The following is a 20547-nucleotide window of genomic DNA, read 5'->3' on the forward strand; positions in this document are numbered from 1 at the left end:
GAGCCGTAACCCCCCGGTGTCGGCGGGGTGCGGCAGGATTGACCGGGTGAGCGAGGAGACCGGGGCGGGCGAGCTGGGGCCGTACGCGGAGAAGGTGCTGGACGCGGTGGACCTGATCCCGCCCGGCCGGGTCATGACGTACGGCGACGTGGCGGAGTGGCTGGGGGAGGGCGGTCCGCGCCAGGTCGGCCGGGTCATGGCGGAGTACGGCGCGGTGGTGCCGTGGTGGCGGGTGGTGCGCGCCGACGGGGTGCTGCTCGCCGGGCACGAGCAGCGCGCGCTGGCGGAGTACCGCGCGGAGGGCACCCCGCTGCGGACGGCCGGCCCGGCCACCGAGGGCCACCTGCCGCGCCTGGACATGCGCCGGGCCCGCTGGGACGGGCAGGGCCGGCAGGACGGCGGGCAGGGGCCGGACGGCGGACGGCACGCCGAGGACCCGCCCGGCACGGCGGGCGCGGACGGCGGATGACGGCCCGAGGCTCATATCACCCAGCTTCCGGCATCGGGCGGCGGCGCGTGCCGCGGCCCGCCCGTACGGAGTACATTGCCTGACCACCACGAAACCGGCGAACCACGTGAACCCCTCTTCCCCACTTCCTGGCACTGCTGCTGGCGGCGCGCCCGAGACGGCCGGCCCGGACGCCCGGACCGGTGCCGTCCGCACCGGTGACGTACGGGCGGGCCGCCCGGGCGTCGGAGGCTACCGGCTGGTGCGCGCCCCGCTGGTGTCCGCCGCGCCTCCAGTGCTGGACGCATCCCAGCGCGCCGTGGTTGAGCACGACCGGGGACCGATGCTGGTGCTGGCCGGACCCGGCACGGGCAAGACCACCACGCTCGTCGAAGCCGTCCTGGCCCGGGTGCGGGCCGGCACCCCCGCCGACCGGGTGCTCGTCCTGACCTACGGCCGGGCCGCCGCGGTCGAACTGCGCGACCGGATGGCCGCCCGCGCGCAGCTCCTGACCGGCAGCGCGACCGCCGCTCCGCAGGCCGCCACCTTCCACTCGTTCTGCTACGGGCTGCTGCGCGCGCACCAGGACCCCGACCTGTTCGCCGAGCCGGTGCGGCTGATGTCCGGGCCCGAGCAGGACCTGATGGTCCGCGAACTGCTCGCCGGGCAGGCCCGGCTCGCCCGCGAGGGCCGCGCCAAGGTCGGCTGGCCGGACGACCTGCGGGCCGCGCTGACCACCCGCGGCTTCGCCGACGAGGTGCGCGCCGTGCTCGCCCGCACCCGCGAACTGGGCCTGGCCCCGCGCGCGCTCGCCGACTTCGCCCGCCGGATCGGCCGCCCCGACTGGCTCGCGGCCGCCGCGTTCCTCCAGGAGTACCTGGACGTCGCCGACCTCCAGGGCGTCATCGACTACACCGAACTGGTGCACCGCGCGGTCCGGCTGGTCCGGCGGCCGGAGGTGCACGCCGAACTCGCCGGGCGCTACGACGCGGTCTTCGTCGACGAGTACCAGGACACCGATGCCGCGCAGGTCCGGCTGCTGCGCGCGATCGCCGGGCAGGGCCGCACCCTCGTCGCCTTCGGCGACCCCGACCAGTCGATCTACGCCTTCCGGGGCGCCGACGTGAACGGCATCCTCGACTTCCCCACCGCGTTCCCCGGCCAGGACGGCCGCCCGGCCCCGGTCCGGGTGCTCACCGGCAACCGCAGGGCCGGGGCCGTGCTGCTCGCCGCCGCGGGGCAGCTCGCGGGCCGGATGGCGCTGCCGCGGCTGCCCGCGGCCGCGGCCCGCGCCCACCGCGCCCCGACCGCGCACCGGCCCGGCGGCGTGCTGGCGGTGCGCACCCACCCCACGCCGGGCGCCGAACTCGAGGCCGTCGCCGACGCGCTGCGCCGCGCCCACCTCGAAGACGGCATCCCCTGGACCGGCATGGCGGTCCTCACCCGCACCACCGCGGCCCTGCCCACGCTGCGCCGCGCGCTCGCCGCCGCCGGGGTGCCGATCGACCTCGCCCCGTCCGACACCCCGCTGCACGCGGACCCGGCCGTCGCCCCGCTGCTGCTGGCCCTGCGGGTGGCGGCGGAAGCGGCGGCGCAGCCGGCCCCATCGCCGGAACAGGCGTTGCCGGAACAGGCGTCGCCGGAGCCGACGGCACCGGAGCAGGCGGCGCCGGCGGACGCGGCGTCCGGGTCCGGCGACCGCGAGCAGCAGCCGAGCGCGGACCCGGGCGGGCAAGCGGCCGCGGGCGACGCCCCGCACGCGGCCCGGGCCGATACGGCACCGGGCGCGGGGGGCGGCGAGGGCGAGCGCCCCGGGTCCGGGTTGTCTGTCGAGGACGCATTGACGCTGCTCACGTCGCCGCTGGGCGGCATGGACTCCGCCGACCTGCGGAAGCTGGGGCGCGCGCTGCGCGAGGAGGAGCGGGCCGCGGGCGCGGCGGTGCCGCGCCCGTCGGACCAGCTGATCGCCGAGGCGCTGGCGCACCCGGAGCGGCTGGCGGCCCACGACCCGTCGTACGCGCGCGGCGCCCAGCGGCTGGGGGCGCAACTGGCCGAGGCCCGCACGGGTCTCGCGGCGGGCGGCACCGTGGAGGACGCGCTGTGGGCGCTGTGGCACGGGTCGCCGTGGCCGGGCCGGCTGGAGCGGGCGGCGCTGCGCGGCGGCCCGGCCGGGCGGAACGCCGACCGCGACCTGGACGCGGTGTGCGCGCTGTTCGAGACGGTGGCGCGGGCGGAGGAGCGCACCGGGGGCCGGGGCGCGCTGAACCTGATCGACGAGCTGTCGTCGTTCGACATCGTGGCCGACACGCTCGGCGGCCGTACCGTACGGCCCGACGCCGTACGCCTGATGACCGCGCACCGGGCGAAGGGGCTGGAGTGGCCGCTCGTCGTGGTGGCGGGGGTGCAGGAGGGGGTGTGGCCGGACCTGCGGCGGCGCGGCTCGCTGCTGGAGGCCGACCGGATCGGCCGGGACGGACTGGCGCCGCCGCTCACCCCGGGCGCGCTGCTGGCCGAGGAGCGCCGGCTGTTCTACGTGGCGGTGACCCGCGCGCGCGACCGGCTGCTGGTGACCGCGGTGAAGTCCGCCGCGGACGAGGGCGACCAGCCGTCGCGGTTCCTGGCCGAGCTGGGCGTGGAGCCGGTGCACGTCGGCCACCGGCCGCGCCGGCCGCTGGCGGTGGCCCCGCTCGTCGCGGAGCTGCGCGCGACCACCGTGGACCCGAAGGCGTCCCCCGAGCTGCGGGACGCCGCCGCGCGCCGGCTGGCCCGGATGGCCTCGCTCACCGACGACGGCTATCCGCTGGTGCCCGCCGCGCACCCCGACCGCTGGTGGGGGCTGTACGAGCCGACCCGCTCGGAGGTGCCGCTGCGCGACCGGGACCAGCCGGTGGTGCTGTCGGGCAGCGCGCTGGACCAGTTGGCGAACACCTGCGCGTTGCAGTGGTTCCTGGGCCGAGAGGTGAAGGCGGAGCCGCCGTCGACGGCCGCGCAGGGCTTCGGCAACGTGGTGCACGTCCTGGCCGACGAGGTGGCCTCGGGGCGTGCCCCCGCGGATCTGGACGTGCTGATGGCCCGGCTGGACTCGGTGTGGGACGCGCTCGCCTTCGACGCGCCCTGGAAGTCCCGGCAGGAGCGGGAGAACGCCCGCGCCGCGCTGGAGCGCTTCCTGCGCTGGCACGTCATGGAGCGCGGCCGGCAGGCGGTCGCCGGGGAGCACGCCTTCGACGTGACGCTGGAGGCGGGCGACGCGCAGGTGCGCATCCGCGGCAGCATGGACCGGGTGGAGACGGACGCCGAGGGGCAGGCGTACGTCGTGGACTTCAAGACCGGGCGGGCCAAGCCCGCCGCGAAGGAGGTCGAGCGGCACCCGCAACTCGCGGTCTACCAGCTCGCCGTCCGGGAGGGGGCCGTCGACCCGCTCTTCGGCGGCGCGCGCCCGCACCCGGGCGGCGCCGAGCTCGTGCAGCTGCGGGTCGGCGCCACCCGCAAGGAGGGCGGCGACGCGCTTCCGGCGGTGCAGCGGCAGGAGCCCCTCGAGGGGGAGTGGGCGCAGGAGCTGCTCGCCGAGGCGGCCGGGCGGGTGCTGGACGAGCGCTTCACGCCGGCGGCCGGCCACCACTGCGCGCACTGCGCCTTCCGCTCGGCGTGCACGGCCCGCCCGGAGGGACAGCAGGTCGTGGAGTAGGAGAGCGGGAGTACCGGGAGGGGCAGGGGCGGGAGCGGCAGGTGAAGCGTGTCGGCCCGGCCGGATAGCCTCACTGGGTGGTGAACCGTCTCAACCGTCCTGAGCAGCTCAAGGAGCTGCTGGGCATCCCCTTCACCCCGGAGCAGATGGCGTGCATCGTCGCGCCGCCGGCTCCCGGGGTGATCGTGGCGGGGGCGGGCTCGGGGAAGACCACGGTGATGGCCGCGCGGGTGGTGTGGCTGGTCGGCACCGGGCAGGTCGCGCCGGAGCAGGTGCTGGGGCTGACCTTCACCAACAAGGCGGCGGCGGAGTTGTCCGAGCGGGTCCGGCGGGCGCTGGTGCGCGCGGGCGTCACCCCGGGAGCGGCGGACGGCCCGGCGGCCCTGGACCCGGACCAGGTGCCGGGCGACCCGCAGATCTCGACGTACCACGCCTTCGCCGGGCAGCTGCTGAAGGACCACGGGATGCGGATCGGGCTGGAGCCGAGCGCGCGGCTGCTCGCCGACGCGACCCGGTTCCAGTTGGCGGCGAAGGTGCTGCGGGCCGCGCCGGGCCCGTATCCGGCGCTGACCAAGGGGCTGCCCACGCTCGTCGGGGACCTGCTCGCGCTGTCGGGCGAGCTGGCCGAGCACCTGGTGCCGGCCGAGCGGCTGCGCGCCCACGACACCCGGCTCGCCGCGGAACTCGGCGCCCTGGACCCGGGGGCGCGCGGCTACGCCTGGGTGCGGGAGGTGGCGCAGGCCACCGCAGCCCGCCGCGACCTCGCCGAACTGGCCGCCGCCTACCGGCAGGAGAAGAAGGGCCGCGACCTGCTCGACTTCGGCGACCAGATCGCGCTGTCCGCCGAGCTCGCGCTCAGCCGCCCGGAGGTCGGCGCGCTGCTGCGCGAGCAGTACCGGGTGGTGCTGCTGGACGAGTACCAGGACACGTCGGTGGCCCAGCGGCTGCTGCTCGCCGGGTTGTTCGGCGGCGGCACCGGGCACGCGGTGACCGCGGTCGGCGACCCCTGCCAGGCGATCTACGGCTGGCGCGGCGCGTCGGTGGCGAACCTCGACGACTTCCCGCGGCACTTCCCGTACGCGGACGGGCGGCCCGCCGACCGGTACGCGCTGAGCGAGAACCGACGCTCCGGCGGCCGGCTGCTGGACCTCGCCAACGGGCTGGCCGCCGAACTGCGGGCGCGGCACGAAGGCGTGGAGGCGCTGCGCCCGGCGCCCGGCGCGGAGCGCGACGGCCTGGTGCGGTGCGCGCTGCTGCCCACCCAGGCCGAGGAGACGCGGTGGCTCGCCGACTCCGTCGCCCACCTGGTGCGCACCGGCACCCCGCCGGGGGAGGTCGCGGTGCTGTGCCGTACGGCGGCGCACTTCGCGGACCTGCACGCGGCGCTGGTGGCGCGGGACGTGCCGGTGGAGGTGGTCGGGCTGTCGGGGCTGCTGCACCTGCCGGAGGTGGCCGACCTCGTCGCGACCTGCGAGGTGCTGCACGACCCGACGGCGAACGCGGCCCTGGTGCGCCTGCTGACCGGGCCGCGCTGGCGGATCGGGCCGCGCGACCTGGCGCTGCTCGGCCGCCGGGCCCGGCTGCTGGTGCGCTACGGCCCCGGCGGCGCGGAGCCCGACCGGCTCGCGGCGGCCGTGGAGGGCATGGACCCGGCCGAGGTGGTGTCGCTGGCCGACGCCCTGGAGACGTTCCTCGACGCCGACCCCGGCGACGACCTGCCGTTCTCCGCGCAGGCGCGGGTGCGGTTCGCCCGGCTGGCGAACGAGATAAGGGACCTGCGGCGGGCACTGGCCGATCCGCTGATGGACGTGCTCCACCGGGTGCTGGCCGTCACCGGACTGGAGGTGGAACTGGCCGCGTCGCCGCACGCGCTGGCCGCCCGCCGCCAGGAGACCCTGAACGCGTTCCTGGACGTGGCCGCGTCCTTCGCCGCGCTGGACGGCGAGGCGACCCTGCTGGCCTTCCTGGGGTTCCTGCACACCGCGGCGCAGTACGAGAAGGGCCTGGACAGCTCGCTGCCCGGCGGCGAGGACACGGTGAAGCTGCTCACGGCCCACAAGTCCAAGGGCCTGGAGTGGGACGTGGTCGTGGTGCCCGGGCTGGTCGCCAAGGGCTTTCCCAGCGAACGCGGCCGCGAGCTGTGGCCGGTCAACGCGAAGGTGCTGCCGCACGGGCTGCGCGGGGACGCCGCCACGCTGCCCGACGTGGAGGAGTGGACGAAGGCCGGGCTCGACGGCTTCCGCGCCGCGATGAAGGAGCACCAGCGGGTGGAGGAACTGCGGCTCGGCTACGTCACCTTCACCCGGCCGCGCTCCCTCCTGCTCGGCTCGGGCTACTGGTGGGGCGCCACCCAGACCAGACCGTTCGGGCCGTCGGTGTTCCTGGAGGCCCTGCGCGAGCACTGCGAGGCCGGGCACGGCGAGATCGAGGTCTGGACCGAAGCGCCGGCCGAGAACGCCGAGAACCCGGCTCTGGCCGCCGCCACCGAACCCCCCTGGCCGCTGCCGCTGGACCCCACCGCCCTGGCCCGGCGCCGCCATGCCGCCGAGTCGGTGCTCGCCGAGATCGCCGCCACCGCCCCTTCCGCGGCCGTCCCCGCTCCCACCCCGCCGCCGCCCGGTGCCCTCCCCCCGCAACCCACCCGGGGGAAAGGCACTCCCGCCCCCGAACCCGAGTCCGCACCCGCACCCGCCCCCGACGCGGACCTCCCTCCTGAGGACTCCCGCCTCGTCGCCGCCTGGGACCGCGACCTCACCGCCCTCACCGGCGAGCTCCGTCGCGCCCGCGCCACCGTCCACGACGTCCCCCTCCCGCGCACCCTGACCGCCACCCAGCTCATGCGGCTGGCCGCCGACCCCGACGGCCTCGCCCGCGACCTGGCCCGCCCCATGCCGCGCCCGCCCGCCCCCGCCGCCCGGCGCGGCACCCGCTTCCACGCGTGGGTCGAGTCCCGCTTCGACACCCGGCCGCTCTTCGGCCCCGAGGAACTGCCCGGCGTCGAACCGGGCGACGACATCGCCGACGAGCAGGACCTCGCCGCCCTCAAGGACGCCTTTCTGCGCACCCCGTACGCCGACCGCACCCCCTACCGCGTCGAGGCCGCCTTCACCCTCACCCTCGCCGGACGCCTGATCCGCGGCCGCATCGACGCGGTGTACCGGGAGCGTACGGAGCAGGCACCGGACGCCGGCGCGGACCCGTACACGGACACGGACCGGTACGCCGGCGCGGACCCGTACACGTACGAGATCGTGGACTGGAAGACCGGGCACCGCACGGACACCGCGGACCCGCTGCAACTGGCGATCTACCGGCTGGCCTGGGCCGAGCAGCAGGGGGTGCCGGTGGAGCGGGTGCGGGCGGCGTTCCTGCACATCCGCACCGGCACGCTGCTGCGGCCCGCCGGGCTGCCGGACCGGGCCGCGCTGGAGCGGCTGCTGCGCCCCGATCCGCCGGGCCCCGACGGCGGGTGACGGGGAGCGGGCGGCCGGACGGGTCCGCCGGCGCTCCCGGTACGCTGAAAACCATGCGCACGACCCCGGACAACGCCGTCCACCCGCTCCCGGCCGACCCGGCCCCGTACATCGCGGAGCACAGCGCCGCGTTCCTCGCCGAGCTGACGGACTGGCTCCGCATCCCCTCTATCTCCGCGAACCCCGACAACGCCCCTGACGTGCGCCGCAGCGCCGAATGGCTCGCGGCGGCCCTGACCCGTACCGGCTTCCCGGTGGCCGAGGTCTGGGAGACCGAGGGCGGCCCCGCGGTGTTCGCGGAGTGGCCGAGCGGCGCGGCCGACGCCCCCACGGTCCTCGTCTACGGGCACCACGACGTGCAGCCCGCGGCGCGCGAGGACGGCTGGGCGACGGACCCGTTCGAGCCGGTCGAGCAGGACGGCCGACTGCGGGCGCGCGGCGCCGCGGACGACAAGGGCCAGGTGTTCCTGCACACCCTGGGCCTGCGCGCGCACCTGGCGGCGACCGGCCGCACCGCCCCGGCGGTGAACGTCAAACTGCTCGTCGAGGGCGAGGAGGAATCCGGGTCGCCGCACTTCGGGGCACTGATCAGGAAGCACGCCGACCGGCTGCGCTGCGACACCGTGATCGTCTCGGACACCGGCATGTGGGCCGAGGACACCCCGACGGTGTGCACCGGCATGCGCGGCCTGGTCGACGGCCAGATCGACCTGTACGGGCCGGACCAGGACATCCACTCCGGTTCCTTCGGCGGCGCGGTGCCGAACCCGGCCACGGAGGCGGCCCGGCTGGTCGCCGCGCTCCACGACGAGGACCGGCGGGTGGCGATCCCTGGTTTCTACGACGGTGTGGTGGAACTCACCGACCGGGAGCGGGCGCTGCTGGCGGAGCTGCCGTTCGACGAGGCGGGCTGGCTGCGCACCGCCAGGTCGCACGCGGCGCTCGGCGAGCGCGGCCACACCACGCTGGAGCGGATCTGGGCCCGGCCGACCGCCGAGGTCAACGGCATCCACGCCGGGTACGGCGGCCCCGGCGGCAAGACGATCGTGCCCTCGCGCGCGGAGATCAAGTTCTCGTTCCGGCTGGTCGCCGGGCAGGACACGGCCCGGGTGCGGGAGTTGTTCACCGACTGGGTCGCGGCCCGGCTGCCCGAGGGCATCCGGCACGAGCTGCGCTTCTGGGGCGAGGGCACCCGGCCGTGCCTGACCCCGCTCGACCACCCGGCGCTGCGCTCGCTGGTGCGCGCGATGGGCCGCGCCTTCGGCCAGGAGATCCGGTACACCCGCGAGGGCGGGTCGGGGCCGGCCGCGGACCTCCAGGACGTGCTGGGCGTACCCGTGCTGTTCCTGGGAATTTCCGTGCCGTCCGACGGTTGGCACTCGGTGGACGAGAAGGTGGATCTCGACCTGCTGTTCAAGGGCGTCGAGACTGCGGCGCACCTGTGGACGGAACTGGCCGCGGACTGGGCGGAGGAACCGTGGCCGAGCAGCCGATGACCACCGGCCGCAGCGCACGGACCGCAGGCAGCGCGGGCACCGCAGGGACCGCACGGACCGCAGGCAATGCAGGCACCACCGGCACCGCACGGACCGCAGCCGGCACCGGCACCGCAGGGACCGCAGGCACCGCAAAGGGGAGTTGGGAAGACGCCTTGACCGAACTCGACGCGACATCGAAGCCGCTGAGCCTCACGTACACCGGGGTGGACCGCGCCGCCCACCACCGGCTCGACGAGGCGTGGCTCGCGGCGGCCTGGAGCCACCCCACCACCCGCGTCTTCGTCGTCTCCGGCGGGCAGGTGCTGGTCGAGGACACCTCCGACGGCGGCGCCGAACTCGTGATGACCCCCGCGTTCGACGCCCCCGAGACCGAGCAGCACCGCTACTTCCTCGGCATCGACGCCGAGGGCGTGCGCTACTTCGCGCTCCAGAAGGACACCCTGCCCGGGCGGATGGACGACCCGGCCCGCCCGGCCGGGCTGCGCGAGGTGGGCGGGCTGCTCTCCCCGCTGGAGGCCGGGCTGATGGTCCACGCGGTGGCGCTGGAGAACTGGCAGCGCATGCACCGCTTCTGCTCGCGCTGCGGCGAGCGCACCGTCATCGCCGCGGCCGGCCACATCCGCCGCTGCCCGGCCTGCGGCGCGGAGCACTACCCGCGGACCGACCCGGCCGTCATCATGCTGGTCACCGACGACGAGGACCGCGCCCTGCTCGGCCGCCAGGTGCACTGGCCCGAGGGCCGCTTCTCCACGCTGGCGGGCTTCGTCGAACCCGGCGAGTCCATCGAGCAGTCGGTGCGCCGCGAGGTCTTCGAGGAGGCGGGCGTCACGGTCGGCGACGTCTCCTACGTCGCCAGCCAGCCCTGGCCGTTCCCCTCCAGCCTGATGCTGGGGTTCATGGCGCAGGCCACCTCCTCCGACATCCAGGTCGACGGCGAGGAGATCCACGAGGCCCGCTGGTTCTCCCGCGAGGACCTGCGCGCCGCGTTCGAGTCCGGCGAGGTGCTGCCCCCGTACGGGATCTCGATCGCGGCCCGGCTGATCGAGCTGTGGTACGGCAAGCCGCTGCCGAAGCAGGGGGGCGCGGCGGTGGTGCGGTAGGCCGGGGAGCGGGGGAGCGGGGGAGCCCGGGGGCCTCGGCCTCCCCGGGCTGGCACTCACCCGGCGAGGGCGGCCAGTACGTCCTCGGTGCTGCCGGTCTCGGCGATCTTCGGGAAGACCTTCGCCACGCTGTGCTCATGGGTCGCCAGGTCCGAGTCGGTCATGGCGTCGACCGGCAGCGTGACATGGAAGCCCCGCTCGTGCGCGTCCCGGGCGGTCGACTCCACGCCGCTGCCGGTGGCGATGCCGGTCACGACGACCTGCGTCACACCGAGCGCCCGCAGCCGGTCGGCCAGCCCGGTGCCGGCGAAGGCGCTGCGCGCGTACTTGGTCACCAGCAGGTCCTCCGGCCGCTGCTCCAGCTCCGGGACGAGGTCGGTCCAGCCCTCGGGGAACGTACGGCTGCCACGGGCGCCGCGGTCGGTACGGCCGGGCGGCGAGCCGGCGACGTTGACCAGCACGACCGGAAGGCCCCGGTCGCGGAAGGCCCGCAGCAGTTCCACCGACCGCTCGACGACGCCCTCGACGGGGTGTGCGAGCGGCAGCGGCACGATGCCGGCCTGGAGGTCCACGACGACCAGGGCGGCCGTCGGGTCGATGGCGGTGATGGGCATGGGGGGTCCTTGGGTGTCGTTCGGGATTCGGGGGTCCGGTGCTGCCGGGCGCTGCCGGCGGCTGCCTGCCGGGTGCGGCGGCGCCGGGGGCGGGTCAGGGTGACTGGGCGAGCCGTTTGAGCAGGTCGGTGCAGGACGCGAGGCGGGCGGCCTCCTCGGCGGACAGCTGCGACCCGATCGCCTGCGTCAGCCAGTCGTGCTTGGCCAGCCGCCCGGTGCGGAACTGCTCCCGAGCGGCCCCGGTCAGGCTCAGCAGCGTCTTCCGGCCGTCCGCCGGATCGGGGGCGCCGCCGACCAGTCCGGCGTCCTGGAGCACCGCGACGATCTTCGCCATCGACTGCGGGCGCATGCCTTCCGCCCGCGCCAGCGCGGTCGCCGTGGCCGGCCCGTCCCGCTCGATCCGCAGCAGCACCGACGCCTGCGACCGCGTGAGGTCGCTGCCCTCCGTCTGCTCCCGCAGCTTCCGTACCAGCTGCCCGACCGCGACCCGCAACTCCCCGGCGAGCACCGCCGGGTCCGCGCCGTCCGCCTGCCTGTCGTCCATACCGGCAGGCTAGCACTTTGGACAGCCAACTACACAGTTGGCTGGCTATCTGCTGGACCGCGCCGTCCTGTGCCGCCACTCCCGCGCGCCCAGCAGCACCACGCCGAACAGCCGCGCCTTCTCCGCCGCGTACTGCCCGGGCTCGTACGCGTACCGGGCGGCGAGCGTCCGCTTGACGAGGGCGTACCGCCGCGCGGTCCCGGGGTCGGCCCGCAGGAAGTCGCGGAACAGCAGGTAGCGCCCGGCGAGCGGGGAGCCCGCGGCCACCAGGTGCAGCAGGTGCGTCCGCCGCCCGCCCGCGCTTCTGGCCAGGAGCAGCGGCTGCTCGACGGCCGGGAACACCTCGGGCGCCGGCTCGGGCGCGTATCCCCTGCGTACGAGCTGCTGCCGGGCCCGTACGGCGGCCTCGGCCGGGTCCTCGACGACCACCAGGACGTCGACGGTCGGCGCCGCGCACAGGCCCGGGACGCTGGTCGCCCCGACATGCTCGATCGCCCGGGCGCCGGGCAGCGCGTCCGCGAGGAGGGCGCGCTCGGCGGCGAACGCCCGTGTCCACCGCGGGTCGTGGTGCGCCACGGTGACGGCGGGCGCGGGCTCGCACGCCGTCACGGCGCCGCCTTCGAGGCGGCGCACCGCGCTCCAGGCGGCGAACTGCCGCCCCCCGGGCTCGCCGGAGGCGCCGACCACCTCGACGTAGGAGGTCGCACCCGCGGCCACCTCCACCCGGGCGCCGCCCTGCCGCGGCTGCCCGTCACGGCGGCGCAGGCCGACGCGGACCGTGTAGGAGCCCGGGGGCAGGGAGAAGGAGAAGCCGCCGCTCGGGCTGGTGTAGGAGGCGGAGGACCGCAGTTCCACCGGCTGGTGCGGGGTGATGTCGAGGTAGTGGTAGCCGAGCGGGTCGCCGGCCGCGGTGCGGGCGACGCCGTGCACGGCGCCGCGCGTCGGGCGCTGCGGGCGGCGCGCCGTCACCGCGCCGCCGCCCGGTGTCCGTACCTGTTCACGCGCCCCCCTGGCGAGTGCGGCGGGCGGGTGTCAGTCCTGGTGGCCCTGGGCGCGGAGGATCTCGTCGATGCGGGCGCGGTGGGCCGCCTCCCAGGTGTCGAGGGGTTCCGCGGCCTCCTTGGCGAGCTTCGCGCGGGCGTCGGCGAGGAGTTGGGGCGCGCGGTCGCGCGGGGCGACCACGATGCCCTCCTCGTCGGCCACCACGATGTCGCCGGCGTGCACCCGGACCCCGCCGCAGGTGACCGGGGCGTTCAGGGGCGTGGCGGCGGCCTTGGCACCCGGGATGGGGATGACGCCGCGGGCGAAGACGGGGAAGCGCATCTCGCGGATCTCGGCGAGGTCGCGGACCACGCCGTCGATCACGAACGCGGCGATGCCGTTGCGCTGGGCGACCGCGCAGACGTTGCCGCCCGCGACCGCGTGATCGATGTCGCCGGCCTCGACCACGACGACGGAGCCGACCGGGGCGCGGTGGATCGCGGCGTGCAGCATCAGGTTGTCACCGGGCGGGCAGCGCACGGTGAAGGCCGGACCTGCCACCCGCGGCACCGACGGCCACAGCGGCCGGATGCCGATGTCCATGACCTGCGCGCGGTCGAGCAGGTCGGCGAGCGTGGTCGGCGGCACATCCTGGAACCCTGCGGTCTCGTCCACGCGCCCGACCGTAGCACCGGCGGTACCGGTATGTGCCGGCGTGCGCAGGCGCGAGGGCGCCCCGGGCGCCGGCGGGGCGCCCGGGGCAGCGGCCCGGGGGAGGGCCGGTCAGGCGCTCAGGGCCTGGGAGACCTGCGCGAGGCTCGGGTTCGTCATCGTGGACTTCTTGCCGCTGGGCGCGACCACGAGGACGGTCGGCACCGTCTGGTTGCCGCCGTTGGCCTCCTCCACGAACTTCGCCGACGCCGGGTCCTGCTCGATGTTGATCTCGGTGTAGGCAATGCCCTCCCGGTCGAGCTGGCTCTTCAGCCGGCGGCAGTAGCCGCACCAGGAAGTGCTGTACATCGTCACGGTGCCGGACATGTCGTGATCCGCTCCTCGTCCAGGGTCCTCAAGTTGCCTCGGTCCGGGAACGCCGGACGAGGTCTCGGCATTCCCGGCAACGCCCCGGCCCCGGCGCGCATTCCGGACCGGGGCGGGCCACCCGGTACGGGCCGGGCTGTGGACAACCCGGCGGGGCTGTCGCCGGAACCTGGCACAGTGGCGGTGTGACTGCGACAACCCACGACTCGCTCTTCCCCGCGATGCCCGACTCCGCGGACGCGGTGCTCGACGGACTCGACCCCGAGCAGCGCGCCGTCGCCACGGCCCTGCACGGCCCGGTGTGCGTGCTGGCCGGCGCCGGCACCGGCAAGACCCGTGCGATCACCCACCGGATCGCGTACGGCGTGCGCGCCGGCGTCCTCCAGCCCGCCACGGTGCTGGCGGTGACGTTCACCGCGCGCGCGGCGGGGGAGATGCGCGGCCGGCTGCGGCAGCTCGGCGCGGGCGGGGTGCAGGCACGGACGTTCCACGCCGCGGCCCTGCGGCAGTTGCAGTACTTCTGGCCGCGCGCGATCGGCGGCGAGATGCCGCGCATCATGGACCGCAAGGTGCAGCTCGTCGCGGAGGCCGGCGCCCGCTCCCGGATCAGGCTGGACCGCAGCGAACTGCGGGACGTGACCGGCGAGATCGAGTGGTGCAAGGTCACCCAGACGGTGCCGGAGGAGTATCCGGCCGTCGCCGCCAAGACCTCGCGCGACGTGCCGCGCGACCCGGCCGAGGTCGCGCGGATCTACGCGACGTACGAGCAGCTGAAGCGCGACCGCGGCCTGATCGACTTCGAGGACGTCCTGCTGCTGACCGTCGGCGTGCTCCAGGACCGGCCGGACGTGGCGGAGACCGTCCGCTCGCAGTACCAGCACTTCGTGGTGGACGAGTACCAGGACGTCAGCCCGCTCCAGCAGCGCCTGCTGGAGCTGTGGCTCGGCGGCCGCGGGAATCTGTGCGTGGTCGGCGACGCGTCCCAGACGATCTACTCGTTCACCGGCGCCACCCCGGACTACCTGCTCGGCTTCCGCACCCGCCACCCGGACGCCACCGTGGTCAAGCTCGTCCGGGACTACCGCTCCACCCCCCAGGTCGTCGGCCTGGCCAACGGCCTGCTCGCCCAGGCCCGCGGCCACGCCGCCGCCCACCGGCTCGAACTGGTCTCGCAGCGCGACCCCGGCCCCGAGCCGGTGTACACCGAGTATCCGGACGAGCCGGCCGAGGCCGAGGGCGCCGCCCGCCGGATCAAGGACCTGATCGACGCCGGGGTGCGCCCCAGCGAGATCGCGGTGCTCTACCGGATCAACGCCCAGTCGGAGGTGTACGAACAGGCGCTGGCCGACGCCGGTGTGCCCTACCAGCTGCGCGGCGCCGAGCGGTTCTTCGAGCGGCCCGAGGTGCGCGAGGCGGGCATGCTGCTGCGCGGCGCCGCCCGCGCGGCCGCCAACCCCGGCGAGCAGCCGGAGACGATCCCGCAGCAGGTGCGGGCCGTGCTCAGCTCGCGCGGCTGGGCCTCGGAGCCGCCCGCCGGTTCGGGCGCGGTGCGCGACCGGTGGGAGTCGCTGGCGGCGCTGGTGCGGCTGTCGGAGGACTTCGCCGCGGCCCGGCCCGACGCGGTGCTCGCGGACTTCGTCACGGAGCTGGACGAGCGGGCCAACGCGCAGCACGCCCCGACCGTGGAGGGCGTCACCCTCGCCTCCCTGCACGCGGCGAAGGGCCTGGAGTGGGACGCGGTGTTCCTGGTCGGCCTGACCGAGGGCACCATGCCGATCACCCACGCCAAGACCGACGAGCAGATCGAGGAGGAGCGCCGCCTGATGTACGTCGGGGTGACCCGGGCCCGGCTGCACCTGTCGATGTCGTGGGCGCTGTCGCGTTCGCCGGGCGGGCGCGGCGGGCGGCGGCCCTCCCGCTTCATGGACGGGCTGCGGCCGGGCTCCGCGCCGCGGGGGGCTCGGGGCGCCGGCGGCCAGGGCGGCGTCGAGCGCGGTGCGGGCGGGCGCAGCCGGCGGCGCGGCCCGGTGCTGTGCCGGGTGTGCGGGCGGACCCTCTCGGACGCGGGCGAGATCAAGCTGATGCGCTGCGAGGACTGCCCCTCCGACCTCGACGAGGCGCTGTACGACCGGCTGCGCGGCTGGCGGACGGAGCAGGCGAAGGCGCTCGGCCAGCCCGCCTACTGCGTCTTCACCGACAAGACGCTGCTGGCCATCGCCGAGGTCCGGCCGTCCGACGAGCAGGGGCTCGCCGCGATCCCGGGGGTGGGGGCCAGGAAGCTCGACAAGTTCGGGGCCGAGGTGCTGGCACTGTGCACCGGCGATGCGCGCGATGAGGTCGGGGACGCCGGGGACCCCGAGGACGCCGCCGCCGACGGGGGGCCGGAGGAGGCTTCGGACGAGGTCGGAGCGGGTGCGGTGGAGGCGTTTCCCGCGGACGGGGAAGAGGCCGCCGAATCTTCTTCGGAAGAAGCCGAAAAATAGTTTGCGCATCCCGCAGGAGTCCTCATAGCCTGCGGGAGCACGGTCGGGAGCGGGTCTTCCAAGAGCCGCCAAGACTGTGATGTACTAGGCAAGTCCGGTTTACCGCCCTTACGAGACGCCGAGAGGAGGCGAGCACAGTGAGCACCTTCACCACCATCACCAAAGTGACCGATCGCCCGGTCGCCGCTGCCGCCTGCTCGCTCGACGTCTCCATGGTCTCGCTGCGCGGCACCGGTCTGTCCCTCGCCTCCGCTCTGCTGCCGGTTCTGCCGCTGCGGGCGCGGAGTGAGCGACCGACCGAGGCGCCCGCGGTAGCGGCGGCGAAGGCACAGGCGGCTGCCTATGCCTTTACCTCCGCGGCCGTCGGCGCCGGCGCGATCAGCGCGATCTCCGCTATGCGCGGTGCCAATGGTGCCGATACGGCCATTGTCACCGGCCTGGTGAACGGACAGCAGGAAAAGCAGACGCAGCACGGTAGCTGGGCCTTCCGCGGGCCTGAACCCTGGAGCGATCCAACCTGACAGCGAGTCAGGTCGGCACCCTCTCAGGGCCGCGGAATCCCACACCGGGAACCGCGGCCCTTCTGTTTTCTCCACCCGAGATCGCTGTCTTCGCAGACAGGACAACCGAAGACCGGCCCACCGGCCGAACCGACAGACGAGGAACGAACACCGTGCATTCCGCCCCGCACGACACGTCCGGACTTCAGCCCGACCTGACCGGGACGCCCACCGGCGACCTCACCGACCGCCCGCCTCTCGGCTCCACCGCCGGGAACCCCAGCACAGACCCTCCGGAGAAGACCTTGCTGCCCCTCACCGAGCTTGACGACGAGATCGAGCGACTCGGCGTCCCCGTCCCCTGCCGCACCTACGACCCCGAGGTCTTCTTCGCGGAGTCCCCGGCGGACGTGGAGTACGCCAAGTCCCTCTGCCAGACCTGCCCGGTCCGCGAGGCCTGCCTCGCCGGTGCCAAGGACCGCCGCGAGCCCTGGGGTGTCTGGGGCGGCGAGCTGTTCATCCAGGGTGTCGTGGTGCCCCGCAAGCGGCCGCGTGGCCGTCCGCGCAAGAACGCCGTGGCGGCATGAGCACGCGCGCCGTGTTCCGCGCCCGGCCCGGCACGATCGACCGGCCCCTGACGCACGACCCGAAGCACCGCGACTCCAAGAATCAGGCCCCGATGACAACTCCCCGCACCGATCAGCCCGCACGCACCTCCGACGCCATGGCGTCGACCCAGAACAGGAACCTCGAAATGCAACTCATGCCAGAAGCCCTGGCACGTGCCCATATGCAGGACCGGCTGCGCGAGGCCGAACGCGAACGCAGGTCCCAGCACCTGATCGCCGCCCGCCGCTTCCAGCGCCGCGCCGAACGCGCCTCGCTGCGCGCCCGCCGCGCACTGGCCATGGCGGTCATGCAGTAACGCGCACCACCACCCACGCCCGCGCGCGGGTAGCCGGGATGCAGTAACGGCCCCCCGGCACCTGTGCAACGGCACTGACCACCTACGATCCCGCGGGACCGGCCCGACCAGGGCCGGTCCCGCGGTGCGTTGCCGCGGCGCGGCCCCCTCCCGCGGAGGTACCGTCAACCGGTGGATCACAAACCCGATCAGGCCACGACGGCGACCGGCACAGCGTCCGGCGCGACCACCCGCACCGCGTCCGGTACGAGCTGCGGCCGCTGCGGCACCGTTGCCGATACCTTTCCGCTGAGCTGGGCCTGCTCCGTCGAGAACGGCCGGCGCCGCTACTTCTGCGACACCTGCGTCCGCCGGCACCTGCGCAGCATCGAAGGGCGCCTCGACTCCGCCTGGTGGTAGCTCACTCCGGCGGCGCGGTGTCCTTCGGGGCGAACCCGGGCAGCCACTCCGCCAGCTCCGCGCGCAGCCGCACCTGGGCGCCGAGCTGGCACAGCACCCCGACCGTGCTGAGCGTCACCCGGTGGATCAGCAGATACGACGGCGGCAGGTTCAACTGCTTGCCCAACTGGTGGGCCGGCGAGCGCGGATCGGCGATCCGGGCCGCCTGCGCCCGCATCCACGCCCGGTCGAACCGGAACTCCTCCTGCCCGGCCGGCTCGATGATCGGCAGCAGGTAGTCCAGCACCGCCTCCGCGTCGAGCTTGATCGTCGGCTTGACGAACCCCTCCGCGCGCAGCATGCGGTACACCTCGTCCGCGTCGCCCGCCAGCGCCAGCCGCAGCGCGGTGCCGATCGGCAGTGGCAGCCCCTCCGGCAGCCGGTCCACGGTGCCGAAGTCCAGCACCCCCAGCCGCCAGCCCTCCGCCGGGCCGTCGTCGGTGAGCAGCCGGAAGTTGCCCGGGTGCGGGTCGGCGTGCAGCAGCCCGGTCCTGGCCGGGCCGGCGAACAGGAAGTGCGCCAGCAACTGCCCGGCCCGGTCCCGCATCTCCTGGCTGCCGTCCGCGATCACCTCCGACAGCGGCACCCCGCCCATCCACTCGGTGACCAGCACCTGGTCCGCCTGGTGCACCACGTCCGGCACCTCGACGTCGGGGTCCCCGGCGAACTCCCGCGCGTGCGCGTGCTGGGCCGCCGCCTCCAGTTCGTAGTCCAGCTCCTCCGCGATCCGCGCCCGCAACTCCGCCAGCAGCGGCTTCACGTCCATCCCCGGCACCAGCGGACCGAACAGGCGTGCCACCCGGCCCAGTTGCGACAGGTCGGACAGCAGCGCGTCCCCGGCCCCCGGATACTGGACCTTCACCGCGACCTGGCGGCCGTCGCTCCACACCGCCCGGTGCACCTGCCCGATCGACGCGGCCGCGGCCGGGGTGTCCTCGAAGGACGTGAACAGCGAGCGCCAGTCCTTGCCGAGCCGCTCGGCCAGCACCCGGTGCACGGTGCGCGCCGGCATCGGCGGCGCCGCCTCCTGGAGCTTGGTGAGCGCCGCCCGGTACGGTCCCGCGACGTCCTCCGGCAGCGCCGACTCGAAGACCGACAGGGCCTGCCCGAACTTCATCGCGCCGCCCTTCAGCTCACCGAGCACCTTGAAGAGCTGCTCCGCGGTGCGCTCCTGCAACTCGGTCGCGACCTCGTCGGCCGGCCGGCCGCCCAGCCGCTTGCCCAGCCCGAGCGTGGCCCGCCCGGCGAAGCCCAGAGGAAGCGCGGCCAGCTTCGCGGTGCGAGTCACCGCCTTGCGCGGAAGATCAGACATGCGCCCCCTCATTTCCCGTCGGTCACATGGCCATTGTGCCTCCCTCCGCCGCCGGCGGACCGTGCCGATCAGCGCCGATCGACCGCGGAACGCCGTCCCGGGCCGCCTCCGCCCCGCCCCGCGGGCCCGCACAGACCCCGCCCGGCGGGCCCGCACCCGGCTCCGGCCCGGCCTTCGCGACCCCTCCTGCCGCATCCGCTCCGCCCTCCGGCGCGTCAGCCGGCCGGTCCCGATCCGCCGCGCCGCACCCGCACCGGCCGTCCGGCACCAGCGCCCGCACCCGGGTGGACAGCCGGGCCAGCGACAGCTCCACCCGGGCGCCCGCGCTCGGCGGCAGCCGCCCGTCCAGATAGGCCAGCACATGCGCCGCCGCCAGCCCCGCCACCGCCGTGGCCAGCGCGATGTCGCAGGCCGGCACCGCCGACGGGCGCCCGGACCGCAGCTGCGCCAGCACCCGGGGCAGCGCCGGGTCCCGATCGGCCAGCGCCAGCCCCTGGCACTCGCCGCAGCCGCTCCACCCGGGCAGCACCAGCGGCCCGACCAGTCCGGTGCCCTCCAGCACCCCCGCGTACAGGTGCGGAACGCCCGAGGCCACCAGCCGGCGCGCGTCCTCCACGTCGGGCGCGTACGCGAGCAGGCCCTCCCGCGGGGCGACCACGACGACCGTGCCCGGCGGGCGCGGGCGCGGGCCGGCGTCCGGTCCGGCCCGGCCGTGCCCGCGGGGCATTCCGGGAGCAGCCCGGCGGACCACACCGCGCCCCGCGGCGTCCCGCCGCTCACCCACCTGGTCGGCCGGGAAGCCCGCCGGGCCGATGTCCCAGGGTTCGACCCGACCGGTGTCGGCCACGTCGACCGAGCCGACCCCCGCCGCCGACAGCACCGCCGCCACCGCCGCGCCCACCCGCCCAGCCCCCAGCACCCGCACCCGCGACGCGCGCCGGTGCCGTATCCGCAGCGCGCCCTCGCCCGGGGCGGGGTGCACCACGGACAAGGCGGCCAGGTCCGGGCGCAGCCGGTCCAGCATGTCCGTGCGGTGCCGCAGCGCCCCGGACAGGTCGGCGTGCGCCGAGGCGTCGTCCAGCACGCCGCCCTCCGCCAGCATGCCCAGCAGCCTGCGGACCCGGTCGGGCCCCAGCCCCAGCGCCTCCGCCTCGCGGGCCAGCACGTCGGCGCTGCGCGTGCCGTCCAGCAGCGACAGGAAGCCGGCCGCCGGGCCGTCCACCGGCTCCAGCACCACCGCCCGCTCCGGGTCCACCCCGAACTGCACGCACTCCTGGTCCCGCCAGCTCCTGCGCAGCGCGCTCTTCAACATCAACCGCATGGCTCCGCCCTCTCCACCCGCCGGGCAGGACCGGGCCGACCCGGGCACGCCACCGCGCCCGTCTCCGCAAGCCCGCCCGGACCCACCACGACCGAATCAACCGATCACTCTCGGTGACCGCTGGCTCCACTGTGCTCGAAAGCGCGCTCGACCCGGCAAAAGTTGTCCACAGGCTGTGAGGAATAG

General features: G+C 75.5%; 17 protein-coding genes. 10 read left to right on the top strand and 7 right to left on the bottom strand.

Translation table 11 applies throughout. The features are described from left to right. The first annotated feature begins 46 nt into the window (after positions 1-46). The 5 genes from AC3EVP_RS03655 to nudC all read left to right on the top strand — a co-directional run bounded on the left by AC3EVP_RS03655 (position 47) and on the right by nudC (position 10205). Positions 47-469: an MGMT family protein gene (locus tag AC3EVP_RS03655; RefSeq protein ID WP_335977395.1), complete on the top strand. Its 423-nt coding sequence runs from the start codon at positions 47-49 to the stop codon at positions 467-469. A 322-nt stretch (positions 470-791) separates the two neighbouring features. Beyond that, positions 792-4133 carry an ATP-dependent helicase gene (locus AC3EVP_RS03660; RefSeq protein WP_435126270.1) on the top strand — a complete coding sequence of 1114 codons (3342 nt, stop codon included), beginning with the start codon at positions 792-794 and terminating at the stop codon, positions 4131-4133. 77 nt (positions 4134-4210) lie between these two features. Continuing rightward, positions 4211-7606, top strand: a complete 3396-nt coding sequence (locus AC3EVP_RS03665; RefSeq protein ID WP_435125903.1) for an ATP-dependent helicase — start codon at positions 4211-4213, stop codon at positions 7604-7606. Between the two features lie 53 nt (positions 7607-7659). Then, a complete protein-coding gene (locus AC3EVP_RS03670; protein ID WP_335977386.1) occupies positions 7660-9102 on the top strand; it encodes a M20/M25/M40 family metallo-hydrolase in 1443 nt (480 codons plus the stop codon). Positions 9103-9257: 155 nt separating this feature from the next. Beyond that, the gene (nudC, locus tag AC3EVP_RS03675; RefSeq protein ID WP_335977383.1) at positions 9258-10205 is read left to right on the top strand and encodes an NAD(+) diphosphatase; all 948 of its coding nucleotides are present in this window, start codon (positions 9258-9260) and stop codon (positions 10203-10205) included. A gap of 56 nt (positions 10206-10261) precedes the next feature. On the opposite strand, the gene AC3EVP_RS03680 is transcribed toward nudC, so the two are convergent. The 5 genes from AC3EVP_RS03680 to AC3EVP_RS03700 all read right to left on the bottom strand — a co-directional run bounded on the left by AC3EVP_RS03680 (position 10262) and on the right by AC3EVP_RS03700 (position 13382). Next, positions 10262-10819 carry a cysteine hydrolase family protein gene (locus AC3EVP_RS03680; RefSeq protein WP_435125908.1) on the bottom strand — a complete coding sequence of 186 codons (558 nt, stop codon included), beginning with the start codon at positions 10817-10819 and terminating at the stop codon, positions 10262-10264. Between the two features lie 94 nt (positions 10820-10913). Further along, the gene (locus AC3EVP_RS03685) at positions 10914-11363 is read right to left on the bottom strand and encodes a MarR family winged helix-turn-helix transcriptional regulator (RefSeq protein ID WP_435125911.1); all 450 of its coding nucleotides are present in this window, start codon (positions 11361-11363) and stop codon (positions 10914-10916) included. Positions 11364-11408: 45 nt separating this feature from the next. Further along, entirely contained in the window at positions 11409-12332 is a 924-nt protein-coding gene (locus AC3EVP_RS03690; protein ID WP_435125914.1) for a GrpB family protein, read from the bottom strand. 63 nt (positions 12333-12395) lie between these two features. Beyond that, positions 12396-13019 (bottom strand): RraA family protein, encoded by a 624-nt coding sequence (locus AC3EVP_RS03695; RefSeq protein WP_435125917.1) that lies wholly within the window; start codon positions 13017-13019, stop codon positions 12396-12398. Between the two features lie 108 nt (positions 13020-13127). After that, positions 13128-13382, bottom strand: coding sequence for a mycoredoxin (locus AC3EVP_RS03700; protein ID WP_335977368.1), 255 nt, complete (start codon positions 13380-13382; stop codon positions 13128-13130). Positions 13383-13603: 221 nt separating this feature from the next. Between AC3EVP_RS03700 and AC3EVP_RS03705 the strand changes: the two genes are divergently transcribed. From AC3EVP_RS03705 to AC3EVP_RS03725, 5 genes are all read left to right on the top strand, one after another. Next, complete coding sequence (locus AC3EVP_RS03705; protein WP_435126273.1) at positions 13604-15865, top strand: ATP-dependent DNA helicase UvrD2; 2262 nt, start codon at positions 13604-13606, stop codon at positions 15863-15865. A 137-nt stretch (positions 15866-16002) separates the two neighbouring features. Next, positions 16003-16386, top strand: coding sequence for a hypothetical protein (locus AC3EVP_RS03710; RefSeq protein WP_435125920.1), 384 nt, complete (start codon positions 16003-16005; stop codon positions 16384-16386). Positions 16387-16538: 152 nt separating this feature from the next. Further along, a complete protein-coding gene (locus AC3EVP_RS03715; RefSeq protein WP_335977362.1) occupies positions 16539-16952 on the top strand; it encodes a WhiB family transcriptional regulator in 414 nt (137 codons plus the stop codon). After that, positions 16949-17290, top strand: a complete 342-nt coding sequence (locus AC3EVP_RS03720) for a hypothetical protein (RefSeq protein WP_335977360.1) — start codon at positions 16949-16951, stop codon at positions 17288-17290. Before AC3EVP_RS03715 ends, AC3EVP_RS03720 begins: the two co-directional genes overlap by 4 nt. A 171-nt stretch (positions 17291-17461) precedes the next feature. Next, positions 17462-17689: a hypothetical protein gene (locus tag AC3EVP_RS03725; protein WP_335977358.1), complete on the top strand. Its 228-nt coding sequence runs from the start codon at positions 17462-17464 to the stop codon at positions 17687-17689. A gap of 1 nt (position 17690) precedes the next feature. On the opposite strand, the gene AC3EVP_RS03730 is transcribed toward AC3EVP_RS03725, so the two are convergent. Together AC3EVP_RS03730 and AC3EVP_RS03735 are read right to left on the bottom strand one after the other, a co-directional pair. After that, positions 17691-19040: an ABC1 kinase family protein gene (locus AC3EVP_RS03730; RefSeq protein ID WP_435125925.1), complete on the bottom strand. Its 1350-nt coding sequence runs from the start codon at positions 19038-19040 to the stop codon at positions 17691-17693. Positions 19041-19062: 22 nt separating this feature from the next. Then, entirely contained in the window at positions 19063-20361 is a 1299-nt protein-coding gene (locus AC3EVP_RS03735) for a TOMM precursor leader peptide-binding protein (protein ID WP_435125929.1), read from the bottom strand. Positions 20362-20547 lie beyond the last annotated feature (186 nt).

The sequence above is a fragment of the Actinacidiphila sp. bgisy144 genome (assembly GCF_057708105.1).

Excerpts from the sequence above, each read along its gene's own strand:
- AC3EVP_RS03735 (WP_435125929.1), bottom strand. The coding sequence starts at position 20,361 with ATGCGGTTGATGTTGAAGAGCGCGCTGCGCAGGAGCTGGCGGGACCAG.
- AC3EVP_RS03660 (WP_435126270.1), top strand. The coding sequence starts at position 792 with ATGCTGGTGCTGGCCGGACCCGGCACGGGCAAGACCACCACGCTCGTC.
- AC3EVP_RS03700 (WP_335977368.1), bottom strand. The coding sequence starts at position 13,382 with ATGTCCGGCACCGTGACGATGTACAGCACTTCCTGGTGCGGCTACTGC.
- AC3EVP_RS03730 (WP_435125925.1), bottom strand. The coding sequence starts at position 19,040 with ATGTCTGATCTTCCGCGCAAGGCGGTGACTCGCACCGCGAAGCTGGCC.
- AC3EVP_RS03705 (WP_435126273.1), top strand. The coding sequence starts at position 13,604 with ATGCCCGACTCCGCGGACGCGGTGCTCGACGGACTCGACCCCGAGCAG.
- AC3EVP_RS03670 (WP_335977386.1), top strand. The coding sequence starts at position 7,660 with ATGCGCACGACCCCGGACAACGCCGTCCACCCGCTCCCGGCCGACCCG.
- AC3EVP_RS03685 (WP_435125911.1), bottom strand. The coding sequence starts at position 11,363 with ATGGACGACAGGCAGGCGGACGGCGCGGACCCGGCGGTGCTCGCCGGG.
- AC3EVP_RS03680 (WP_435125908.1), bottom strand. The coding sequence starts at position 10,819 with ATGCCCATCACCGCCATCGACCCGACGGCCGCCCTGGTCGTCGTGGAC.
- AC3EVP_RS03720 (WP_335977360.1), top strand. The coding sequence starts at position 16,949 with ATGAGCACGCGCGCCGTGTTCCGCGCCCGGCCCGGCACGATCGACCGG.